Origin of the sequence: Sphingomonas baiyangensis (assembly GCF_005144715.1) — a bacterium.
Taxonomy (GTDB): domain Bacteria; phylum Pseudomonadota; class Alphaproteobacteria; order Sphingomonadales; family Sphingomonadaceae; genus Sphingomonas; species Sphingomonas baiyangensis.
In genome coordinates this window covers 403543-421778 of the sequence record NZ_SWKR01000001.1, presented here as the reverse complement: position 1 = coordinate 421778, position 18236 = coordinate 403543, and the positions used below count along the sequence as shown (strand labels likewise).

Annotated in this window: 22 protein-coding genes and 1 riboswitch; of the genes, 9 read left to right on the top strand and 13 right to left on the bottom strand. The window is 68.1% G+C overall.

Features of this window, described 5'->3' with window-relative positions; all coding sequences use genetic code 11:
- Positions 1–50 precede the first annotated feature (50 nt).
- Entirely contained in the window at positions 51–764 is a 714-nt protein-coding gene (locus tag FBR43_RS02075) for a Crp/Fnr family transcriptional regulator (RefSeq protein ID WP_136941565.1), read from the top strand.
- 27 nt (positions 765–791) lie between these two features.
- Here FBR43_RS02075 and FBR43_RS02070 read toward each other — a convergent pair whose 3' ends face one another.
- Positions 792–1184: a hypothetical protein gene (locus FBR43_RS02070; protein ID WP_136941564.1), complete on the bottom strand. Its 393-nt coding sequence runs from the start codon at positions 1182–1184 to the stop codon at positions 792–794.
- Positions 1185–1296: 112 nt separating this feature from the next.
- Positions 1297–2484, bottom strand: a complete 1188-nt coding sequence (locus FBR43_RS02065; RefSeq protein ID WP_136941563.1) for a BaiN/RdsA family NAD(P)/FAD-dependent oxidoreductase — start codon at positions 2482–2484, stop codon at positions 1297–1299.
- A gap of 69 nt (positions 2485–2553) precedes the next feature.
- Here FBR43_RS02065 and FBR43_RS02060 point away from each other — a divergent pair, with 69 nt between their 5' ends.
- Complete coding sequence (locus tag FBR43_RS02060; RefSeq protein WP_136941562.1) at positions 2554–2826, top strand: UvrB/UvrC motif-containing protein; 273 nt, start codon at positions 2554–2556, stop codon at positions 2824–2826.
- Between the two features lie 11 nt (positions 2827–2837).
- On the opposite strand, the gene FBR43_RS02055 is transcribed toward FBR43_RS02060, so the two are convergent.
- On the bottom strand, positions 2838–3662 hold the full coding sequence (locus FBR43_RS02055) for a hypothetical protein (RefSeq protein ID WP_136941561.1): 825 nt from the start codon (positions 3660–3662) through the stop codon (positions 2838–2840).
- Between the two features lie 272 nt (positions 3663–3934).
- On the opposite strand from FBR43_RS02055, the gene FBR43_RS16020 reads away from it, so the two are divergent.
- From FBR43_RS16020 to thiC, 6 genes are all read left to right on the top strand, one after another.
- Complete coding sequence (locus FBR43_RS16020) at positions 3935–4249, top strand: hypothetical protein (protein WP_169542438.1); 315 nt, start codon at positions 3935–3937, stop codon at positions 4247–4249.
- Between the two features lie 498 nt (positions 4250–4747).
- Positions 4748–5557: a sterol desaturase family protein gene (locus FBR43_RS02050; RefSeq protein ID WP_136941560.1), complete on the top strand. Its 810-nt coding sequence runs from the start codon at positions 4748–4750 to the stop codon at positions 5555–5557.
- On the top strand, positions 5484–5888 hold the full coding sequence (locus FBR43_RS02045; protein WP_249276402.1) for a DUF2141 domain-containing protein: 405 nt from the start codon (positions 5484–5486) through the stop codon (positions 5886–5888). The genes FBR43_RS02050 and FBR43_RS02045 overlap by 74 nt, the downstream gene beginning before the upstream one ends.
- A 65-nt stretch (positions 5889–5953) precedes the next feature.
- Entirely contained in the window at positions 5954–6817 is an 864-nt protein-coding gene (locus tag FBR43_RS02040; protein ID WP_249276401.1) for a MipA/OmpV family protein, read from the top strand.
- A 110-nt stretch (positions 6818–6927) separates the two neighbouring features.
- Positions 6928–7272: a hypothetical protein gene (locus tag FBR43_RS02035; protein WP_136941559.1), complete on the top strand. Its 345-nt coding sequence runs from the start codon at positions 6928–6930 to the stop codon at positions 7270–7272.
- Between the two features lie 4 nt (positions 7273–7276).
- Positions 7277–7384: riboswitch (TPP riboswitch) on the top strand.
- A gap of 36 nt (positions 7385–7420) precedes the next feature.
- A complete protein-coding gene (gene thiC, locus FBR43_RS02030; RefSeq protein WP_136941558.1) occupies positions 7421–9322 on the top strand; it encodes a phosphomethylpyrimidine synthase ThiC in 1902 nt (633 codons plus the stop codon).
- A gap of 8 nt (positions 9323–9330) precedes the next feature.
- On the opposite strand, the gene FBR43_RS02025 is transcribed toward thiC, so the two are convergent.
- From FBR43_RS02025 to FBR43_RS02010, 4 genes are all read right to left on the bottom strand, one after another.
- Positions 9331–9810 (bottom strand): TIGR02391 family protein, encoded by a 480-nt coding sequence (locus FBR43_RS02025; protein ID WP_136941557.1) that lies wholly within the window; start codon positions 9808–9810, stop codon positions 9331–9333.
- Positions 9797–10465 carry a DUF5343 domain-containing protein gene (locus FBR43_RS02020; protein WP_136941556.1) on the bottom strand — a complete coding sequence of 223 codons (669 nt, stop codon included), beginning with the start codon at positions 10463–10465 and terminating at the stop codon, positions 9797–9799. The genes FBR43_RS02025 and FBR43_RS02020 overlap by 14 nt, the downstream gene beginning before the upstream one ends.
- A 99-nt stretch (positions 10466–10564) precedes the next feature.
- Complete coding sequence (locus tag FBR43_RS02015; protein WP_136941555.1) at positions 10565–10831, bottom strand: Txe/YoeB family addiction module toxin; 267 nt, start codon at positions 10829–10831, stop codon at positions 10565–10567.
- Positions 10828–11073 (bottom strand): type II toxin-antitoxin system Phd/YefM family antitoxin, encoded by a 246-nt coding sequence (locus FBR43_RS02010; RefSeq protein ID WP_136941554.1) that lies wholly within the window; start codon positions 11071–11073, stop codon positions 10828–10830. Before FBR43_RS02010 ends, FBR43_RS02015 begins: the two co-directional genes overlap by 4 nt.
- 174 nt (positions 11074–11247) lie before the next feature.
- Here FBR43_RS02010 and FBR43_RS02005 point away from each other — a divergent pair, with 174 nt between their 5' ends.
- The gene (locus tag FBR43_RS02005; protein WP_136941553.1) at positions 11248–12042 is read left to right on the top strand and encodes a hypothetical protein; all 795 of its coding nucleotides are present in this window, start codon (positions 11248–11250) and stop codon (positions 12040–12042) included.
- Between the two features lie 195 nt (positions 12043–12237).
- On the opposite strand, the gene FBR43_RS02000 is transcribed toward FBR43_RS02005, so the two are convergent.
- From FBR43_RS02000 to FBR43_RS01975, 6 genes are read right to left on the bottom strand one after another with little or no spacing between them, the layout of a single operon-like run.
- Positions 12238–13107 (bottom strand): RDD family protein, encoded by an 870-nt coding sequence (locus FBR43_RS02000; RefSeq protein WP_136941552.1) that lies wholly within the window; start codon positions 13105–13107, stop codon positions 12238–12240.
- Positions 13094–14098: a stage II sporulation protein M gene (locus FBR43_RS01995; RefSeq protein ID WP_136941551.1), complete on the bottom strand. Its 1005-nt coding sequence runs from the start codon at positions 14096–14098 to the stop codon at positions 13094–13096. The genes FBR43_RS02000 and FBR43_RS01995 overlap by 14 nt, the downstream gene beginning before the upstream one ends.
- Positions 14098–15342 carry a DUF58 domain-containing protein gene (locus tag FBR43_RS01990; protein WP_136941550.1) on the bottom strand — a complete coding sequence of 415 codons (1245 nt, stop codon included), beginning with the start codon at positions 15340–15342 and terminating at the stop codon, positions 14098–14100. Before FBR43_RS01990 ends, FBR43_RS01995 begins: the two co-directional genes overlap by 1 nt.
- A complete protein-coding gene (locus FBR43_RS01985; RefSeq protein WP_136941549.1) occupies positions 15339–16295 on the bottom strand; it encodes an AAA family ATPase in 957 nt (318 codons plus the stop codon). Before FBR43_RS01985 ends, FBR43_RS01990 begins: the two co-directional genes overlap by 4 nt.
- Positions 16292–17488, bottom strand: coding sequence for a hypothetical protein (locus FBR43_RS01980; protein ID WP_136941548.1), 1197 nt, complete (start codon positions 17486–17488; stop codon positions 16292–16294). The genes FBR43_RS01985 and FBR43_RS01980 overlap by 4 nt, the downstream gene beginning before the upstream one ends.
- Positions 17485–18075, bottom strand: coding sequence for a hypothetical protein (locus FBR43_RS01975; protein ID WP_249276400.1), 591 nt, complete (start codon positions 18073–18075; stop codon positions 17485–17487). The genes FBR43_RS01980 and FBR43_RS01975 overlap by 4 nt, the downstream gene beginning before the upstream one ends.
- Positions 18076–18236: the final 161 nt, after the last annotated feature.

Sequence of the window (18236 nt, the reverse complement as noted above, 5' to 3'; positions counted from 1 at the left end):
TTGGTTCACCGATGGTCGCCTGCGGTCCGCCGTTGCGCTAGGATGGCGCCATGTCCGCCGAGCCTGCCGCCACCAGTGCCGTTCCCGCCGCGTGCGCCGAATGTCCGGTGCGTGACGAGGCGATCTGCGCGGTGCTCGATCCGGCGGCGCTCGACAGGCTGGCGCGTGCGGGGCGGCATCGCCGGGTCGCGCGCGGCGAGACGATCTTCGCCGCCGGCGACGACAGCATCGTCTGCGCCACGCTCGTCGAAGGCGCGGCCAAGCTTTCGCTCACCGATGCGGCGGGTATCGAGCGCATCGTCGCGCTGGTGCATCCCGCGGGGATGCTCGGGCGGCTGTTCGCGCCGCAGATGCGCTACGACGCCGTCGCGCTTACCGACAGCCGGCTGTGCGTGTTCGCGCGTGCCGAATTCGAAACTCTGATGGCAGACGAGCCCGCGCTCGTCCGCGCCGTGCTCGACCGCACGCTCGCCGATCTGGACGCGGCGCGCGAGCTGGCCGATCTGATCGGCCGGCGCGAGGCCAGGGGCCGCGTCGCGGGGCTGCTGCTGGCCTTCGCGCGCGCCGCAGGGCCCGGCTGTCACCCGCTCGTGTGCTTCGACCTGCCCTTGTCGCGTGGCGAGATCGCGGGGCTGACCGGGCTGACGATCGAAACCGTCAGCCGGCAGTTCTCGGCGCTCGAGGCTGCCGGCCTGGTCCGTCGCATCGGCGCGCGCGGGATCGAGCTGGTCGACCCCGCGCGGCTCCGTTCGCTGACCGCCTGACGCGGCGCGGCGGCATTCGTACCCGCGTCAGACCGACGCGGCGATGCCCGCCACGATGGCCCCCCACGCCACGATCAGCACCGGAAGCGTCATCACCTGCGCAACCGCCGCCATGCCCGACAGCTTGCCCGAGCCCGTCTCGATGCCCTCGTCCAGAAACTCGCCCCAGGTCGCGAAGCGGCCGCCGCGCGGCTCGGTCATCCGGGCCCAGAGCTGCGGCGTGCCGAACGCCATGGCGATATAGATGACGAAGATGGCGAACGGGATCACCAGCTCGCCGTTCATGAACGCCGCCCCCATGATCGCGAGGAAGATCAGATAGGCCGCGATCGTCGCCACGAAGAGCGCCGGATGCAGCCCGAAGCTGCGCTCGTCGCGGTTGCGGCGCATGGCGGGGCGGGCGGGAACGGAATGCGGCATGACGACGACCTCCTTGGCTGTCGCCGTCATCGCGCGCGCCGCATGCCCGCGCATTGACGATCGTCAAAAGCGGACAGCCCTCGGAGCGATAGAATGCCAGCGAGGCGGTTCGTCAGCCGCGCTCGGCGATCGCCACGCCCGCCGCATGGCCGCTCGCCCATGCCCACTGAAAATTATAGCCGCCCAGCCACCCCGTCACGTCCACCGCCTCGCCGATGGCATACAGGCCCGGCACGCGCGTCGCTTCCATGCTGCGCGACGATAGCCCCGCGGTGGCGATGCCGCCGGCGGTGACTTCGGCCTTGGCGAAGCCCTCGCTGCCATTGGGGTGGAAGCGCCAGTCGGCCAGCCGCGCCTCGATCGCCGCCAGCGCGCGGTCGGTGCAGCCGGCAAGCGGCCCCTCGGGCGCCTCGAGCCGGTCGGCGAGCACGCCCGCCAGTCGCTCGGGCAGCGCCTCGCCCAGCGTGCGACGTAGCGTCGCGCGCGGCTGGCGCGCCTTGGCCTCGATCAGCCAGCCATCGCCGCGCTCGGGCAGGAAGTCGATGCCCACCGCCTCGCCGTGCCGCCAGTAGGATGACGCCTGGAGGATCGCCGGCCCCGAAAGCCCGCGATGCGTGAACAGCGCCGCCTCGCGGAACGCCGCCTTGCCGGCGCGGGCCTCCACGGGCGCCGCCACGCCCGACAATTCGCGAAACAGCGTCTCGTCGCCGCCCAACGTCAGCGGCACCAGCGCGGGCCGCGGCTCGACGACCTTGAGCCCGAAGCGCCGTGCCAGATCATAGGCGAAGCCCGTTGCGCCGATCTTGGGGATCGACGGCCCGCCCGTTGCGATCACCAGTGCCGGCGCCAGCGCGTCTCCGCCGGGCAGCGTCACGACGAACGCGCCGTCGCGATGCGCCACCTCGCCCAACGTCTGCCCCAGCCGCAACGTCACGCCCCCGCGCTCGCATTCGGCGAGCAGCATCGCCACCACCTGCCGCGCCGATCCATCGCAGAACAATTGCCCCAGCGTTTTCTCGTGCCACGCGATGCCGTGCGCATCGACGAGCGCGACGAAATCGGCGGGCGTGTAGCGCGCCAGCGCCGATTTGGCGAAATGCGGATTGGCCGAAAGGAAGCGATCGGGCGCGGTGTGGATATTGGTGAAGTTGCAGCGTCCGCCGCCCGAGATAAGGATCTTGCGCCCGGCCTCGGCATTGTGATCGACGAGCAGCACGCGCGCGCCGCGCTGCCCGGCGACGGCGGCGCACCACATCCCCGCAGCGCCTGCCCCCAGCACGATAGCGTCATATCGCTCCATCGCGCCGCCCTAGGCGGGCAGGCGGGGGGAGGGAAGGGCACTTGCCGAACGTCGGCGCGTTGGTGCTGCATGGCCGAGAGCATCGAGGACCTGCACCGCGCGATGGAGGAAGCCGCCGCCGCGCTCGATTTCGAAACGGCGCGCGCGCTGCGCGACCGCATCGCGCTGCTGCGCGGCGGCGCCAGCGCCAATGATGCCGCTGCCGCCGATACCAGCGGCCTCGCGCGCCAGCAGCCCGGCGGCATGGGGCTGGGGTCGAGCCGCAGCCGCATCGAACGCCCGCCCGGCTGGAAACCGCCGCCCAAACCCGATCCGATGACGCGCGGCCGCTCGCGGCGATAGCGCGGCGCCGGTCAGGCCGGCGAGGGCACCTCGTTTCGCGACGCCGCCTTCGCCTCGAGCGCGCCCAGCCGCGCCTCGATCGCATGCATCGCCCGCAGCAGCGCGCCCTCTCGCGCGGTGCGCTGCCGCGCGATCGACAGTGCGCGCGCCGCCGGCCCGACAATCTCGCTGAGCACCTGCCGCTCGTCCTTGCCCGGCTTGCTGCCGTCGGGGCGCGGCCCCAGCAGCAGCCAGCCGACATGCCCCGTGTCCTCCGTCCCGAGCGCCAGCCGCAGCGGGAACAGCGTATCGCGCCGTGCGGTATCGGCATCCTCGCATGCGGGATCGCAGCCCTCGCGCCACGCCGCTACGGTCTCGGGCGCGATCGCGCGTGCCGCAACCGGCCCGCCTTCGATCAGCACCGCGGCGTGTGTCGAGCGCACCCCCTGCATCGCCGCATCGGCCAGCGCCTCGGCGATGCGCTCGACCGGTGCCGTCTCGCGCAGGTCGCCCACCAGTTGCGGCAGGCCGTGGCGCAGCCGCAGCAGATCCTTCTGGAAGCGCCGCTCGGCCCAGTCCCTCACGCGGCGATGCATCGGCACGATCAGCACCGCCGCCGCCGCCGCCGCCAGCCCGCCCGAAAGCGCGCCCAGCTGCCGGCCGAAATAGGCTTCGCCCATCGCCTCGATCAGCTTCTCGCCGCCCGCAAACAGCCCGACGAAGCCCAAGGTCAGCACGCCATACACCGCCGATCGCCCGATCATCGCCTCGGCGTCGTACAGGCGGTAGCGCAGCAGCGAGACGGTGAGCCCGGCGATGATCGTGAGCGTGCCGAGTGCGCCGGCAAACGGGGACATCAGTGATGCGTAAAGGTACCAGCCGGGTATGGCCCGGCCGACCATGTGGCTCAGCGCCGATACGATAAGCAGCAATGTGCCCAGCACGAAACCGCCCAGCGCCCAGCGCCCAGCCGATCTGCTGTCGCTCGATTCCCTGGCGCATCCGGCGGTAGCGCATCGCCTGCACGACGAGTACGGCGCTTCCCAGCACGACGAACCCCGGCGCGGTGTAATCGCCAAGCGCTGGAATTATAGGCAATAGCGAATAGGGCGCGATAAGCACCGCAAGGATGCGACTGGTCCGCGACGGTAGCGCCCCGTCGGGAAAGACGAGCACGCCGAACAGCAGCAGGCCGAGGCTCAAGCCGAACAGCAGCAGGCCGAGGCTCAAGCCGAACAGCAGCGATGCGCCGCTCCCGCCGCTCACGCCCAATATCGTGCCGAAAGCGAGCGCGAGGATCGCCGCTACCGGTTCGCGCCGACGCCGGAACAGCAATATCGCCGCGATCAGCGAACCGATCTGCATGATGAGCGTCACTGCTGCCGACATGCGCCACTGCTCGGCGCGAGCGGCAGTCGCCGCGGGATTGCTTGTCGCGCGATAGCGGACGATGCGGCCGTCACGCTTGGCGAGGGTGAACACCACGGTCTCGCCCGCCGGCCGGTCCAGCAACCGGTATGCCAACTCCCGGTCGTCGAAAAGCCGATCGAGGCGAACGCCCGATACCGCGAGCACGCGATCGCCGCGATCGATCGCCGTCCGCCCGGCTGCGCCGTTCGATGCGTCCATGACCTCGCCGGTCGCGACATTGACCGTCAGCCCGTAGTTCAGCCAGGTGAAGCGCGGCTGGAATGCCTCCCCGAGCCCCATCGCCGCAACCGCCAGCGCCGCGATCAGCGACAGTGCGAACACCACTTCGTACGCGCGCAGCCAGCGCCCCTTGAGCGGCGGCAGCCGCTCGGGCATTCGCAGCCATCGGCCCGTCGCCTTGTCGTTCAACGGCTTATCCCCCCGGCGCAGACTGGCCGACGGCGGCGCGCCATGCAACCGGCTCCTGCGCTATTCACTGGCAAGCAACCTGTCGTGCGCATAGAAGGCGCGCATGTCCGCCGCGCTTGCCATTCTCCTGTCCGCGCTCGCGATGACGCTGATCGTCGGCGTGCGCTATCTCGCTACTTCGGGGGCGTTCGCGCTCGCCACGCGCGTCACGCGGCCGGGGCTGTACAAGGGGCTCGACGCGCAGATCGTGCGCGAGATCAAGTGGAGTCTGGCGTCGGCCGCCATCTACGGCGTGCCCGCGGGCATCGTCGCCTGGGGCTGGTCGAACCTTGGCTGGACGCGCATCTATTCCGACGTCGCGCAATATCCGCTCTGGTATCTGCCCGTCTCGGTGCTGCTTTACATGGCCGCGCACGATACGTGGTTCTACTGGACGCATCGCTGGATGCACCGGCCGCGCTGGTTCCGCATCGCGCATGCCGTCCACCACCAGAGCCGCCCGCCCACGGCCTGGGCGGCGATGGCGTTCCACCCGGTCGAGGCGCTCACCGGCGCTGTGGTAATTCCGCTACTGGTGTTCGTCATTCCGATCCATGTGGCGGCACTCGGCATTGTGCTTGCGATCATGACCATTATGGGTGTCACCAACCATATGGGGTGGGAGGTTTTCCCCCGGTTCATGGTGAGGGGGCCATTGGGGGGCTGGCTGATTACGGCAAGCCACCATCAACGGCATCATGAGCGGTACGGGTGTAATTATGGGTTGTATTTCCGTTTCTGGGATCGCGTCTGCGGCACCGACAAGGGGCTGGGCAGCTTTGCGCCGGCCGGCGGCGCTGGTGATCGCGGGGCTCGCGCTGGGGGGCGCGACGCCGGTCAGCCAGCTGCGCATCGAGGTCGAGCAGCTTCGTAACGCACGCGGCACGCTGCGCCTGTGCCTGACTGCCGATCCCGACAATTTTCCGACCTGCGTCGACGATGCGCGCGCGATCAGCCGTAACGTGCCCGCCGGCCAGCACCGCGTGACCTATGAGGGCCTGCCGCGCGGCACCTATGCGCTCGCGGTGATCCACGACGAGAACAGCAACCAGAAGCTTGATACCTTCGCCGGCATCCCGCGCGAGGGGTTCGGCTTCTCGCGCAACCCGCGCATCGGTTTCGGCCCGCCGCGCTTCACCGCCGCGCGCTTTGCGCTCGATGCCGCGCAGGGGGCCGAAAGCGTACGCATGCGCTACATGCTTTGATGCGCCGCGGGAGCAAAAACTGAACGCCGACGTTTCGCACCTGAAACCCTCGGAGTTCCATCACCTTGCGCATCGCCCTTTGCACTATCGCCCTTCTGGGCGCGTCGCCCGCATTCGCGCAGGAGCAGACCGCGCTGCCGCCCGCCCCCGCCGAGGAGGTGGTGTCGAGCGATCCGCGCGGCGATTTCGTCATCGTCGGCGCGGCACTTGCGGTGCTCCCCGATTATGAAGGATCGAACGATTACGGCTTCACGCCCGCGCCCGGCGCGATCGGGCAGGTGTCGGGCTATCGCTTCCTGCTCGCGGGCAACCGCCTCAGCGTCGATCTGATCCGCGATGGCTTCGGGCCGACCTGGGATATCCAGGCTGGGCCGATCGGCGTCGTCAATCTCAACCGCACCAGCCGCGATGCGATCGACGAGCCGCAGGTGGCGCTGCTCGACGAGCGCGGCACCGCTATCGAGCTCGGCGGCTATGTCGGCATCGGCAAGACCGGCGTCATCACCAGCGATTATGATCGCTTCTCGGCGACGATCAGCTACCGGCACGACGTGTCGGGCGTGCACAGCAGCGGCATCTGGGCGCCTACCGTCAGCTACACCACGCCCTTGTCGACCAAGGCGCTGGTCGGGCTGTTCGCCTCGGCCGAGATCGTCGAGCGCGGCTATGGCCGCACCTATTTCAGCGTCACCCCGGCCGAGGCCGCGCGCAGCGGCCTGCCCGTGTTCACCGCGGGCGGCGGCTTCAAGAACTGGACGCTCGGCATGGCCGCCACGCGCTCGCTGACGGGCGACCTGACCGGCGGTCTGCAACTCGTCGGCGGTGTCGTCTATCGCCGGCTCGGCGGCGACTTCGGCGATTCCCCCGTCACGCAGCTCGGCTCGCGCGACCAGTGGCTCGGCGCGCTCGGACTTGCCTACAGCTTCTAAGAGCCCGTTTGCGGATGCGCCGGCGGCGCATCCCGGCGGCACCGGCCCGCTCCCCCACCCGGCCACCCGTCAGGATATGCTTGTGGGTGGCCGGGTGGGGGAGCGGGCCGGTGCCGAAATCTCGACCAAGCGCTAAACCGCCCGTCACGCCCGATGGCCGCTACATCGTGGTGCGTGGGCGGCTGTGGCGGCGCAGCGACCCGCGCCTGTCGCCCGTCGAACGCCAGCGCCATGTCGACGCGCTGATGGACGCGCGCCGCGCCGTCCGTGATGCACCCGACGATGCCGCGCGCAAGGCGGCACGCGCGCGTGTCGACGCCGCCAAGCGGGCGCTGGGCGAGCGTGGTCCGGTGTGGTGGGAAGACGGCACGCCCGACCTCACGCGCCGCATGGCGCGCAACACCGCCTATGCCGTTTGGTACGCCGCCCTCGACAGCGCCGCCGCCGACGCCTAGAACGCCTGCATCCCCGGGGCACCGCACGAGCGGTTGAGAGGTGGCTGACCGGCCGCGACCCGCTGAACCTGATCCGGCTTACACCGGCGTAGGGAGGGAGCGGCGCCGCACCCGGTTCCCCGCATCCCTCCGAATGGAGTGGACGAACATGGCCGATATTCCCGCGCGCACTGAACTCAAGGTCACTACCGGCCCCATTCGCGGCAGCCGCAAGGTGCATGTCGGCCCGCTCAATGTGGCGATGCGCGAGGTCGTGCTCGAACCCTCGTCGGGCGAGCCGCCGCTGCGCGTCTACGACCCCTCCGGTCCCTATACCGATCCGCAGGCGCGCATCGACATCATGGCTGGCCTGCCCGAGCTGCGCCGCGACTGGATCCGCGCGCGCGGCGATGTCGAGGAAGTGAACCAGCGCGAACTGCGCCCCGAGGACAATGGCCAGCTCGGCCCTGACCGGTCGGGCGGCGTCCAGCCCTTCCCCAATGTCCGCCGCCGCGTACTGCGCGCGCGTGCCGGCGCGAACGTCAGCCAGATGCACTATGCCCGCCGCGGCATCATCACGCCCGAGATGGAATATGTCGCCACGCGCGAGAATCTCGGCCGCGAGATGCTCGCCGAATACACGCGCGACGGCGAGGACTTCGGCGCCGCCATCCCCGATTACGTCACCCCCGAATTCGTCCGCGACGAAGTCGCGCGCGGCCGCGCGATCATCCCCAACAACATCAACCACCCCGAAACCGAGCCGATGGCGATCGGCCGCAACTTCCTCGTCAAGATCAACGCCAATATCGGCAACTCGGCCGTCGCCTCCAACGTCGCCGCCGAAGTCGACAAGCTCGTCTGGGCGATCCGCTGGGGCGCCGATACCGTGATGGACCTCTCCACCGGCCGCAACATCCACGACACGCGCGAATGGATCCTGCGCAACTCGCCCGTCCCGATCGGCACCGTGCCCATCTATCAGGCGCTCGAAAAGGTCGGCGGCATCGCCGAGGAGCTGACCTGGGAGATCTTCCGCGACACGCTGATCGAGCAGGCCGAGCAGGGCGTCGACTATTTCACCATCCATGCCGGCGTCCGCCTGCCCTATATCCCGATGACGGCGAAGCGCGTGACGGGCATCGTGTCGCGCGGCGGATCGATCATGGCCAAATGGTGCCTCGCGCACCACAAGGAGAGCTTCCTCTACGAGCGGTTCGACGAGATCACCGAGATCATGAAGGCCTATGACATCGCCTATTCGCTGGGCGATGGCCTGCGCCCCGGCAGCATCGCCGACGCCAATGACGAAGCGCAGTTCGCCGAGCTCTATACGCTCGGCGAGCTGACCAAGCGCGCCTGGGCGCACGACGTGCAGGTGATGATCGAAGGCCCCGGCCATGTGCCGATGCACAAGATCAAGGCGAACATGGACAAGCAGCTCGAGGCGTGCGGCGAGGCGCCCTTCTATACGCTCGGGCCGCTCACCACCGATATCGCGCCGGGATACGACCATATCACCAGCGGCATCGGTGCCGCGATGATCGGCTGGTACGGCACCGCGATGCTCTGCTACGTCACGCCCAAGGAACATCTGGGCCTGCCCGACCGCGACGACGTGAAGGTCGGCGTCGTCACCTACAAGCTCGCCGCCCACGCCGCCGATCTCGCCAAGGGCCATCCGGCGGCGAAAATGCGCGACGACGCGCTGAGCCGCGCCCGCTTCGAGTTCCGCTGGCGCGACCAGTTCAACCTGTCGCTCGACCCCGACACGGCGGAGCAGTATCACGACCAGACGCTGCCGGCGGAGGGCGCCAAGACCGCGCATTTCTGCTCGATGTGCGGCCCGAAATTCTGCTCGATGAAGATCACCCAAGAGGTGAGGGATTTTGCGGCGAAGCAGAATGCGGGGGTGGAGAGCTTCCTAGCGTCTTCCCCCGTCCCGCTCGCGGGAGGGGCGGGGCCTGTGACCAGCGAAGAAGCTGAAGAGGGCATGGCGCAAATGAGCCGCGTGTATGATAAAATGGGCCGCGAGCTGTATCTGGGATCGGGTGGGCGCGAGCATGACTAACAAATGATCTAAAATGCCTGGTCCGCCTCCTCAAGCCGCCGCATTAGCATCGATATAAAGCCTAAGTGATCTAAGCACTTCTCCATGTCGTCCTGAACATCAAATTCGTGCCCTCGAGGATTTCGTATTGCCCAGACAGATCCAGTAAATAACCACTGATAGCCTTTTTGCTCATCAATTTGGCTGATGTTTGAAAGTTCTGTTAGCTGAATCGTGGGCGATATTTCTTTGAAAGCCTCCTGCATAAGGGCCGCGCCAGATTTTTTTAGGCCAGACATTCGCGCGATATGCTTGTCTAGGAATTTAGAGGCTTCAAACGTAGACTGTGCGTAATGCGCGTCGTCAAATAGGCGGCGCACCTTCGCAGGTATCTTCGCATGTATGTTTCTGCGGTCAAAGGGGTGAGTTTGATCGGTCTCATCTAGTGCTTCTTCCGTGAAGAGTGAGGCCGATCGCGCAATGCGCTCAAGGGTATCAAGCTGGATCATTCAGCAGATTCTTTCGAATGCTCTGAAAGATGTTATCGTACGTAGCTTGGCTGCCGTTTGCTGGAAGATTAATTTCGATACGAACCGTAAGTCCGACAGGGGATTTATTGTTTTCATCCAACGATGAAGAACTCAAATTTTTTGGCTCTACGTTAGATGTTTTGTTTTTGGGTGATGTCTTTTTTTCTATATTTCCTCCACGCGCGTTCGGAGTGCGACTAGAAACCTGTTCAGCCCGTTTGCCTGCAAGACTAGCTAACGTTTGAAATGTTAGGGCCTGCCGAGCTCCCGTCACGGCACTTGTTTGGTCAGAGTTGCGAAAGAAAGATATCAAAGCGTCGCGGTCAAGCGTCCAAGCGCCATCGTTATGCAGTTCAAATAGCTCAGAGTATGAAGATCTTACGCTATTTTCGAGCGCTTGACCAAACTTTTGGTCATCATGCGTATTGAAAAGCTGGCTGCCCTCTTGAGTTCTTTGATTATCTTTATCAGTAAATTTGAGAAATTTGATGATATTTATCATCGAACCCTCATTGCTCGGCGCGATGCCTAGCTTTTTGAGAGTCTCGGAGTCGACTTTGGCTGGAAATGATTTTCGGAATTGCTGAAAGGCCGTCTGTATCAATCCGCCACTAGGAATGTAAGGATATGCCATAGGTCCCTCCTCAGAAGATACTGGGGGAAACAAGCAACGTTCGTCAAGTAAGGTGCGAAGTCGAAATAGAGCGAATAACAACGCTAGCCAAAAAATCACTCAATAATGATACCGACACTGCGCCACCTGCAACACCTGCTCCGCCCCGCTCCCTGCCACGCGATACACCAGCCGATGTTCATGGCTGATCCGCCGCGACCACCAGCCTGACAGGTTTCCGCCCAGCGGCTCGGGTTTGCCGGTGCCCTTGAACGGGTGGCGGCGGCATTCCTCGATCAGCGTGTTGATCTTGTCCGCGATCTTCGCGTCGTGTTCCTGCCAGTGGCGATAGTCGTCCCACGCCGTTGGCCAGAACGCCACCTTCACGGGAAGGGCACGCCCTCGCCCCCGGCGTCGAACCCGCGCACCGCATCCAGCAGCCGCTCGGCATTCTTCGGCGAACGCAGCAGATACAGCGTTTCCTCGATCGAAGCCCATTCGCTCGCCGAGATCAGCACCGCCCCCTCGCCACGCTGGCGCGTGATGGCCAGCGGCGCGCGGTCGGCGACGACCATGTCGATCATCGCCTTGAGGTTCTCGCGCGCTTCGGAATAGCTGACTGCCTGCATGCACGCTATTTGGCCAATGATTTGTCCAATGTCAATCCAAGCGCGTTGGATGTCGTTTAACTCCACGCCCGCGCGCCACCTGCATCGCCGGCCACCCATCGCCGCTATCGTACACCGCCAACCCCCCAACATTTCCGCTGTCCTACACGCGGCTTTTCTGTCTTATTCTCGTCGATGCGCACCCGAACCCGGCCTGCCGCCGCAAAGGCACTCGCTCCGCCCGTTCATGCCGCCGCCACGCACGTCGTCGCTGCGCCGCCACCGGCCGCGTCGCTCGCCGACGCGCCCGCGCATGATCCCGATGACTGGGTGCCCGTGCCCCGCCGCGCCCGCGTCGACGGCCTCTCGCCCGAGGTGCAGCGCGCGTTCATCGGCTATCTCGCCGATACCGGCAGCGTGCGCACCGCCGCCGAGACTGCCGGCAACTCGCCCTCGGCCTTCTACCGGCTGCGCCGCTCGCCCGATGGCGCCGCCTTCGCCGCCGCGTGGGATGCCGCGATCCAGCAGGCCGCGCATGCGCTGGTCGATGCGGCGTTCGAACGCGCGATCCACGGGTCGGAAGAACCCGTCTGGGATCGCGAGGGCCGCGTCATCGGTCGTCGCTTCCGCCAGAGCGATGCGATGATGATGTTCCTGCTGCGCAAGCATTTCCCCGATCGCTACGGCGATCTCCACCGCGATCGCGCCGCGCCCGCGCTGTCGGCCACAGCCCCACAGCCGCCGCCCGTCGCCGACATGCTGCGGCGGCTGGGCAGCGACTCCCCCGACGCGTCCGATGCCGATTTCCTGGACGACGAAGGCGAGGGCATCGCCGATCCCGATCCCGATCCCGCTGCCAGCGTGCTGGGGGACGCCTTCGAAGCGGCGCTCGCTGCCGCCAAGCAGGAGGCCGCGCAATACTTTCCCCGCCGCCGCGCGCCCGTCAGCGAAGAGAACGACGCCGGCGAGCGACGCCGACGCCGGCGATAGGGTTGGTTTCAGCAAGGCTGAAACAGCGCGGCACCTGCCCGCTCCCCCACCCGGCCACCCATGAGAATAGCTTGGCTGGGTGGCCGGGTGGGGGAGCGGGCAGGTGCCGCTTCAGCGCAGCTGAAAACGACTCTAGCGCGTGAACTTGTGTGAACTTCCGCGCCGTGCGGGCCGGCCGTCGCGCGGTCGCGGCGCTTACCCCGCGAACTTGTCGGCCTTGCGCGTGCCCATCAGCATCCGCCGCTCGAGGTGCTGGCGCAGCGCGCGGTAATAGGCGTTCAGGAACGCGCGGTCGTCGCCGGCGCTGCCCGTGCCCGCCGCGGCATGGCCGATCTTGGCGCGGATCGTCGCCGCCACGGTGGTGATCGCATCGGCATCGTCGCGGCGCAGCACTTCTTCCAGCCGGTGCAGCTCATATTCGCCATAGGCGTCGAGCGCGGCGCGGTCGAAGGCGGGCGGTGCGGCGGCGGCGGGCTCGGCGGCAAGCAGGTCGGCACCGATGCGGCGGCGCTCGGTCTCGATCACCCAGGTGCCCGCAATCAGGTCGCCCGCACGCAGCCGGTCGCGGTTGAACAGCGGGAAGAACAGGAAGATACCCGCCCAAAGGAGGCCCAGCACCGCCGTCCACTTGCTCGCCACGCCCTCGGCCGCCGAATAGGCGGTGAACATCAGCGGCAGGAACACCTCGATCTCGCGCATCAGGTTGCGCGCCACGATCGCGCCGCCCGTCAGCCGCCCGCCGTCGCGCGCCACCACGCGCAGGCCGACGACGCGCTTGCCGAGCGTCGCCGATCGCGCCCCCGCCTCGCCCAGGATGAAGAAGAAGTTGCGAAGGGCAAAGGCGCCGAGCAGCCAGATGATCTGGATGATCCCGCCCATCTGCGTGCCCAGCCGCATGTGGAAGGCACCCGCCAGCAGCGTCGCGCCGATAAGGATGCCCATCAGCAGCAGGCAATCGAGGATGAACGCCCCCGCCCGCGCCCCCGCACTCGCCAGCCTGAGGTTCAAGGTCACCCCCTCGGGCGTCGTCAGCGTGCGCGCCAGCTTCGGCCTATCGCGTGCCATGCCGCCCCCGCCCGGCAAGCGTGAAATAGGCGAGCCACAGCGCCAGCATCGTCGCCGCGATGGCATAGCGCCCGGCATCGGTGCGCACGATCTGGCGGGCAAACCCCTCGAGCAGCCCGGCGACCAGCAGCATCACGACGACGCCGATCATCGCCAGCGCCGCGCGCCGCCCCGCCTCGGCGCCCGCCGCCAGCCGCGATCGCTCACCCGGAAACGCCACCGCGCGGCCGATATGCAGCCCCGCGCCGCCGGCGATGACGATCGCGAAAATCTCGGTCGTGCCGTGGATCGAAAGCCAGCCGAGCAGGCCCCAGCCGAGGCCGTGCGGCACATAAACGGCAAAGAACGCGCCCCCCAGCGCGCCGTTCGCGGCAATCAGCAGCATCGTCGGCACGCCGAACGCGAAGCCCAGCGCGAACGCCAGGATCGATACCTGCGAGTTGTGCGTGAAGAGCTGCGTGGCGAACACCTCCAGCCCGCTCACATCCTGCGCGCCGTAGAGCGATTCACGCAGGAATTGGGGCGTCGCCTGCATGTCGCGGCCATTGGCCATGCCGTCGTCGACGATGCCGGCAAACCATGCCGGATCGCTCGTCACCAGCGCATAGCCGGCAATGCCTGCGGCGACGAACAGCGCGAACGCCAGCACGATCTCGCCCGCCATACCGCGCACTGCCCGCGGCCAGCCGGCAGCGAAGAAGCCGGCGAGCTTGCGCCCCCACGCCTCGCGCCACGCATAGAGGATGAAATAGGCACGCGTCGAAAGGCCCTCGAGATAGGCGACGAGGCTCGCGTCGAGCGAGGTTTCGCGTGCGATCGACAGCGAGGACAGGGTCGCGCGGTACAGCCGCGGCAGCGCGATCAGTTCGGCTTCGCTCAGGCGCTTCGGCCCCTTCTTCTCGACACGGTCGAGCAGTGCCTCCAGTTCGACCCAGTCGCCCTCGCGCTCGGCGCGGAACCGCGCGGCGGAAAAGGCGAGCTTGTCCGCCATCAGCTGCGCTCGCGTGCGCGCAGATATGCCTCGACGAGCGCCAGCGGCATCGCTTGCGGGTCGGCCTCAAGCACGTCGATCCCCAGCCGGCGGATGCGCTCGATCACGATGCGCCGCTCGCGCAGCAGCATGTGCGCCACGCCAGCGCGGGTCACGTCCTCGGCGCGTTCGGGCCGCGTATCGACGAAGCGCTCGAGCTCGGTATCGTGAAACAGCACGAACAGCAGCCGGTGCCGCCGCAGCAGCCGCTGGCCCGCGGCGATCAGCAGTTCGGCCGCGGTCGGATCGCCGAACTCGGTGAACAGGATGACGAGGCTGCGCCGGTCGAGCCGCCTGTCGAGCTCGGTCAGCGCCAGCGTGTAATTGGCCTCGCCGCGTCCATAGTCGATCGCGGCGGCGTCGCGATGCAGCCGCGCGAAGCTGCGCGCGCCGCTCAGCCCGCCGCTGTCGACGCGCGGCCGGTCGTCGAATGCGAACAGCCGCGCGCGGTCGCCCGCCTTGAGCGCCACGAACGCCGCCAGCAACGCCGCCGACACCGCACGGTCGACGCGTGGCACGCCGTCGACGGGATCGCACATCGTGCGGCCGGCATCGATAGCCAGCACGATCGGATTGTCCCGCTCGGTGCGGTACTCGCGCGCCAGCAGGTCGAGATGGCGTGCCGACGCCTTCCAGTCGATCGCGCGGCGCTGCATGCCCGGCTGATATTCGGTGAGCGACTGGAACTCCTGCCCCTCGCCGCTCTCGATGCGCATGCGCTGGCCGAATTGCGCGCTCGCCAGATATTGCCGCATCCCCTGCTCGCGCACCGGGCGCAGATCGGGGACGACGCGCACCTCGGCATCGCTGGCGAAGCGGCGCTGGCGCCACGCAAAGCCCAGCGGCCCCGCGCGCCGCGCCCAGATGCCGCCAATCCGCGCCAGCCCACGCCGCCCGGCGCGCCACCGACTACCATTCGGTTCGAGCGGCGGCCCGACATCGAGCGCGAAGCGGGCCTTCCCGCCATCATCGAGGCGGGCCTTCAGGTAGATATCTGCACCTACCGGCACCATTGCCGGCGCGGCGAGCGTGACACCGCCTGCGATCGGCCGCGCCAGCGCAGCGTCGACCGCGACGAGCGCCAGCACCGCGGCGATCCAGCAGATCGCCGCCATCCAGCCGCCCGGCACCGCCACGCCCATCGCGAGCGCGACGGGTGCCGCGATCGCCGCCAGCACCACTGCGCGCTGCGTCGGCAGGATCACCGCGGTGCCTCGATCGCGGCGATCAGTTCGGTCACCAGATCGTCGGTCCGGCGTCCGTCGATCTCGGCAGCGGGCGACAGGATGATGCGGTGGCGCAACAGCGCAGGCGCCAGCGCCTTCACGTCGTCGGGGATCACATAGTCGCGCCCGTCGAGCGCGGCGGCGGCGCGCGCGGCGCCGGCAAGGGCTGCGGCGGCACGCGGGCTGGCGCCATTGGCGCAATCGGGGTGGTCGCGTGTCGCGCGGATCAGCGCGACGATATAGTCGATCACCTCGTCGACCAGCCCCACGTCACGCACCGCCGCCACCGCGGCGGCGATCATGCCGGCCTCGGCCACCTGCGACACACCCGAATGTTCGGGGCGCGGCGTGCCGCTGCGCGCGCCATATTGCGCCACGATCGCGCGCTCCGCAGCGGCATCGGGATAGGGGATCGCTATCTTGAACAGGAAGCGGTCGAGCTGCGCTTCGGGCAGCGGATACACGCCCTGCTGCTCGATCGGATTCTGCGTCGCCAGCACCATGAAGCGGTCGGACAGTCGCTCGGTGCGCCCGTCGAGCGTGATCGCGCGCTCCTGCATCGCCTCGAGCAGCGCGGCCTGCGTCTTTGGCGGCGTGCGGTTGATCTCGTCGGCTAGTAGCAGCTCGCAGAATACCGGCCCGCGCGTCAGCTCGAAGCTCGAAGTCTGGAAGTTGAACAGATTGGCGCCGACGATGTCGCCGGGCATCAGATCGGGTGTGAACTGGATGCGCCCGAAATCGAGGCCCAGCGTATGCGCGAAGCTCTGCGCCAGCAGCGTCTTGGCAGTGCCCGGCGGCCCTTCGAGCAGCACATGCCCCTGCGAGAACAGCGCGACGAGCAGCAGCCGCACCACTTCGCCGGCATCGACCACCGCCTTGGCTACCTCGCGGTCGATCGCTTCGCCCAGCGTACGTACATCGTCGATCGTCATGCGTGCTCCTGTCGCCAGTCGTGCAGCGCGCGCGCGGCGGCGACCATCTCGGTTTCATGCGTCGCATCGGCAAGCCGCGCGCGCAATGCCGCAAAGCCCGGACGCCGCGCGTCGATCCACGCGATGAGTGCCGCGTCCTTCAGATGCGCCGGCGCTCGCAGCCGTCGCGCGACGCGTTCGGTCGCAACCATCGCGGCACGCGGCCCGCCGGCGCCTGCCTTGCCCGCTGCGCGCGTCAGCGCGGCGATGGTGTCAATAAGCGCCGCTTTGCCGAACGGCAGCGCGCGCGCCTCGCGCCGCACCGGGCCGAAGCGCGCGGCGTTCGCCCAGCCGGCAAGCAGCGCGGCGGCAAGCAGCGCGACCGTGACCGCGACGAATGGCGGGGTGAACAGCAGGCGCACGAGGTTGCGCTCGCCGGGGCGGTAATGCAGCGTCAGGTCGAACAGCACCGCGCCGCCGGCGTCGGCCGAAAGGCGCCGGAGCAGCACCATCATCGCCAGTGCGTTGCGCGCGTCGCGCATCGCATGGTTGTTGGCGATGTCGGGATCGGCGATGATCCAGGTGGCACTGTCCTTCACCTGCGCGACGATCGCGCCCTTGCCCGCGATATCCGCCAGCGGCTCGATTGCCTCGCCGACAATCGTGCTGGGCTGCTCGATCGGCGCGAAATCGGGCAGCCATGCCTCGCCGGTCGGGCGGTACGCGCCGGCTTCATGCACGCGGAACTCGACCTCGGCCACCTGTTCGAGCAGGCCGCCTGCCTGCCACCGCGCCGCATCGACCATGCGCTGCCGTTCCTCGCGTGTCGCCACCCCCTCGATACGGCGCACGCTCCATTTGGGCAGGATGATGAGCGTCGGGCGCCCGTCGCGCAGTCGCACGATCTCGCCGATGTCGATCGGCCGCGTGGTGTGGGTCGGCGTCAGCACGAGCAGCGCGTCGCTGACGAGCGCAGCGCGGTCGCGCGCGATGCGGGCTCTGAGCGGCGGCGTGCGCGCGGCAATGTCATGCAACGCCTGAAAACCGCTGGCGCCTGCGGCGACAGGTCCGGGGGCGGGAGCGAGTCGCTGTTCTACAAGGTCGCCGAACCCCGCCATCAGCAGAAAGGCGATGAGTAGCGCCGCGCCAGCGATGGCAAGCGCGATCCCCGCGCGCGCGCCGAACGCTGCGGGGTTCTCGGCCGTGGCGCTCATAGCGTGAAGCCGCGATAGGCGTCGCGCGCCTCGGTCCAGTCGGCGGCGGCAAGCGGCCGGCGTGCGAAAAGCCCGCGCTCCGTGAGCGATACCAGCCGGCCGAACAGCGCGCGTGCGCCGCCGGGCAGCGCCTGCGACCCGGCGATGTCGCGCGCGGTCGACGAGCGGTGCACGAGCCCGCTGCGCCAGCGCTCGATATCCTCGATGCTGCGGTGGAGCAGCAGGCGGACCGCCTCGTCATAGCGGCCCGCTTCGGCAAGTGTTTCGGCCTCTTGCAGCAGCGCGCGTGCCGCGCTGGCTTGCGGCGTCCATTGCGCCGCTTCGGGGTCGGCTTGCTCACGAACGCGCAGTCCGGCCAGCCATGCGCGCGCCGGCGGCCACAAGCTCAGTACCAGCATCGCCACCACTAGCGCCGCCATCGCCCAGAACACGACTTCCCAGAAGGGGCCGAGCCGCTGGAAGAACGCGCTGATCGCGCGGCCCACCGCTTCGAGCCAGGGTATCGAATTGTCGGGTTCGGGCGCGATCCAGGGAAAGTCGAACTGGATGCTGTCGTCGCCGCGCACCGCGCGATGCGCCGCTGCCACGCGCTCCGGGTCGATCGGCGGCAGGGGGGTGGTCAGGCGTCGCTCCCAAGATAGGCCGCGGCGGCGCGGAACATCGCGATAGGAGCAAATCGGCCGTTTACACGCAACGACTTTCGCTCCACCCTTCGCGACACAAAGGGGGTTGGCCCGGGTTGGCGACA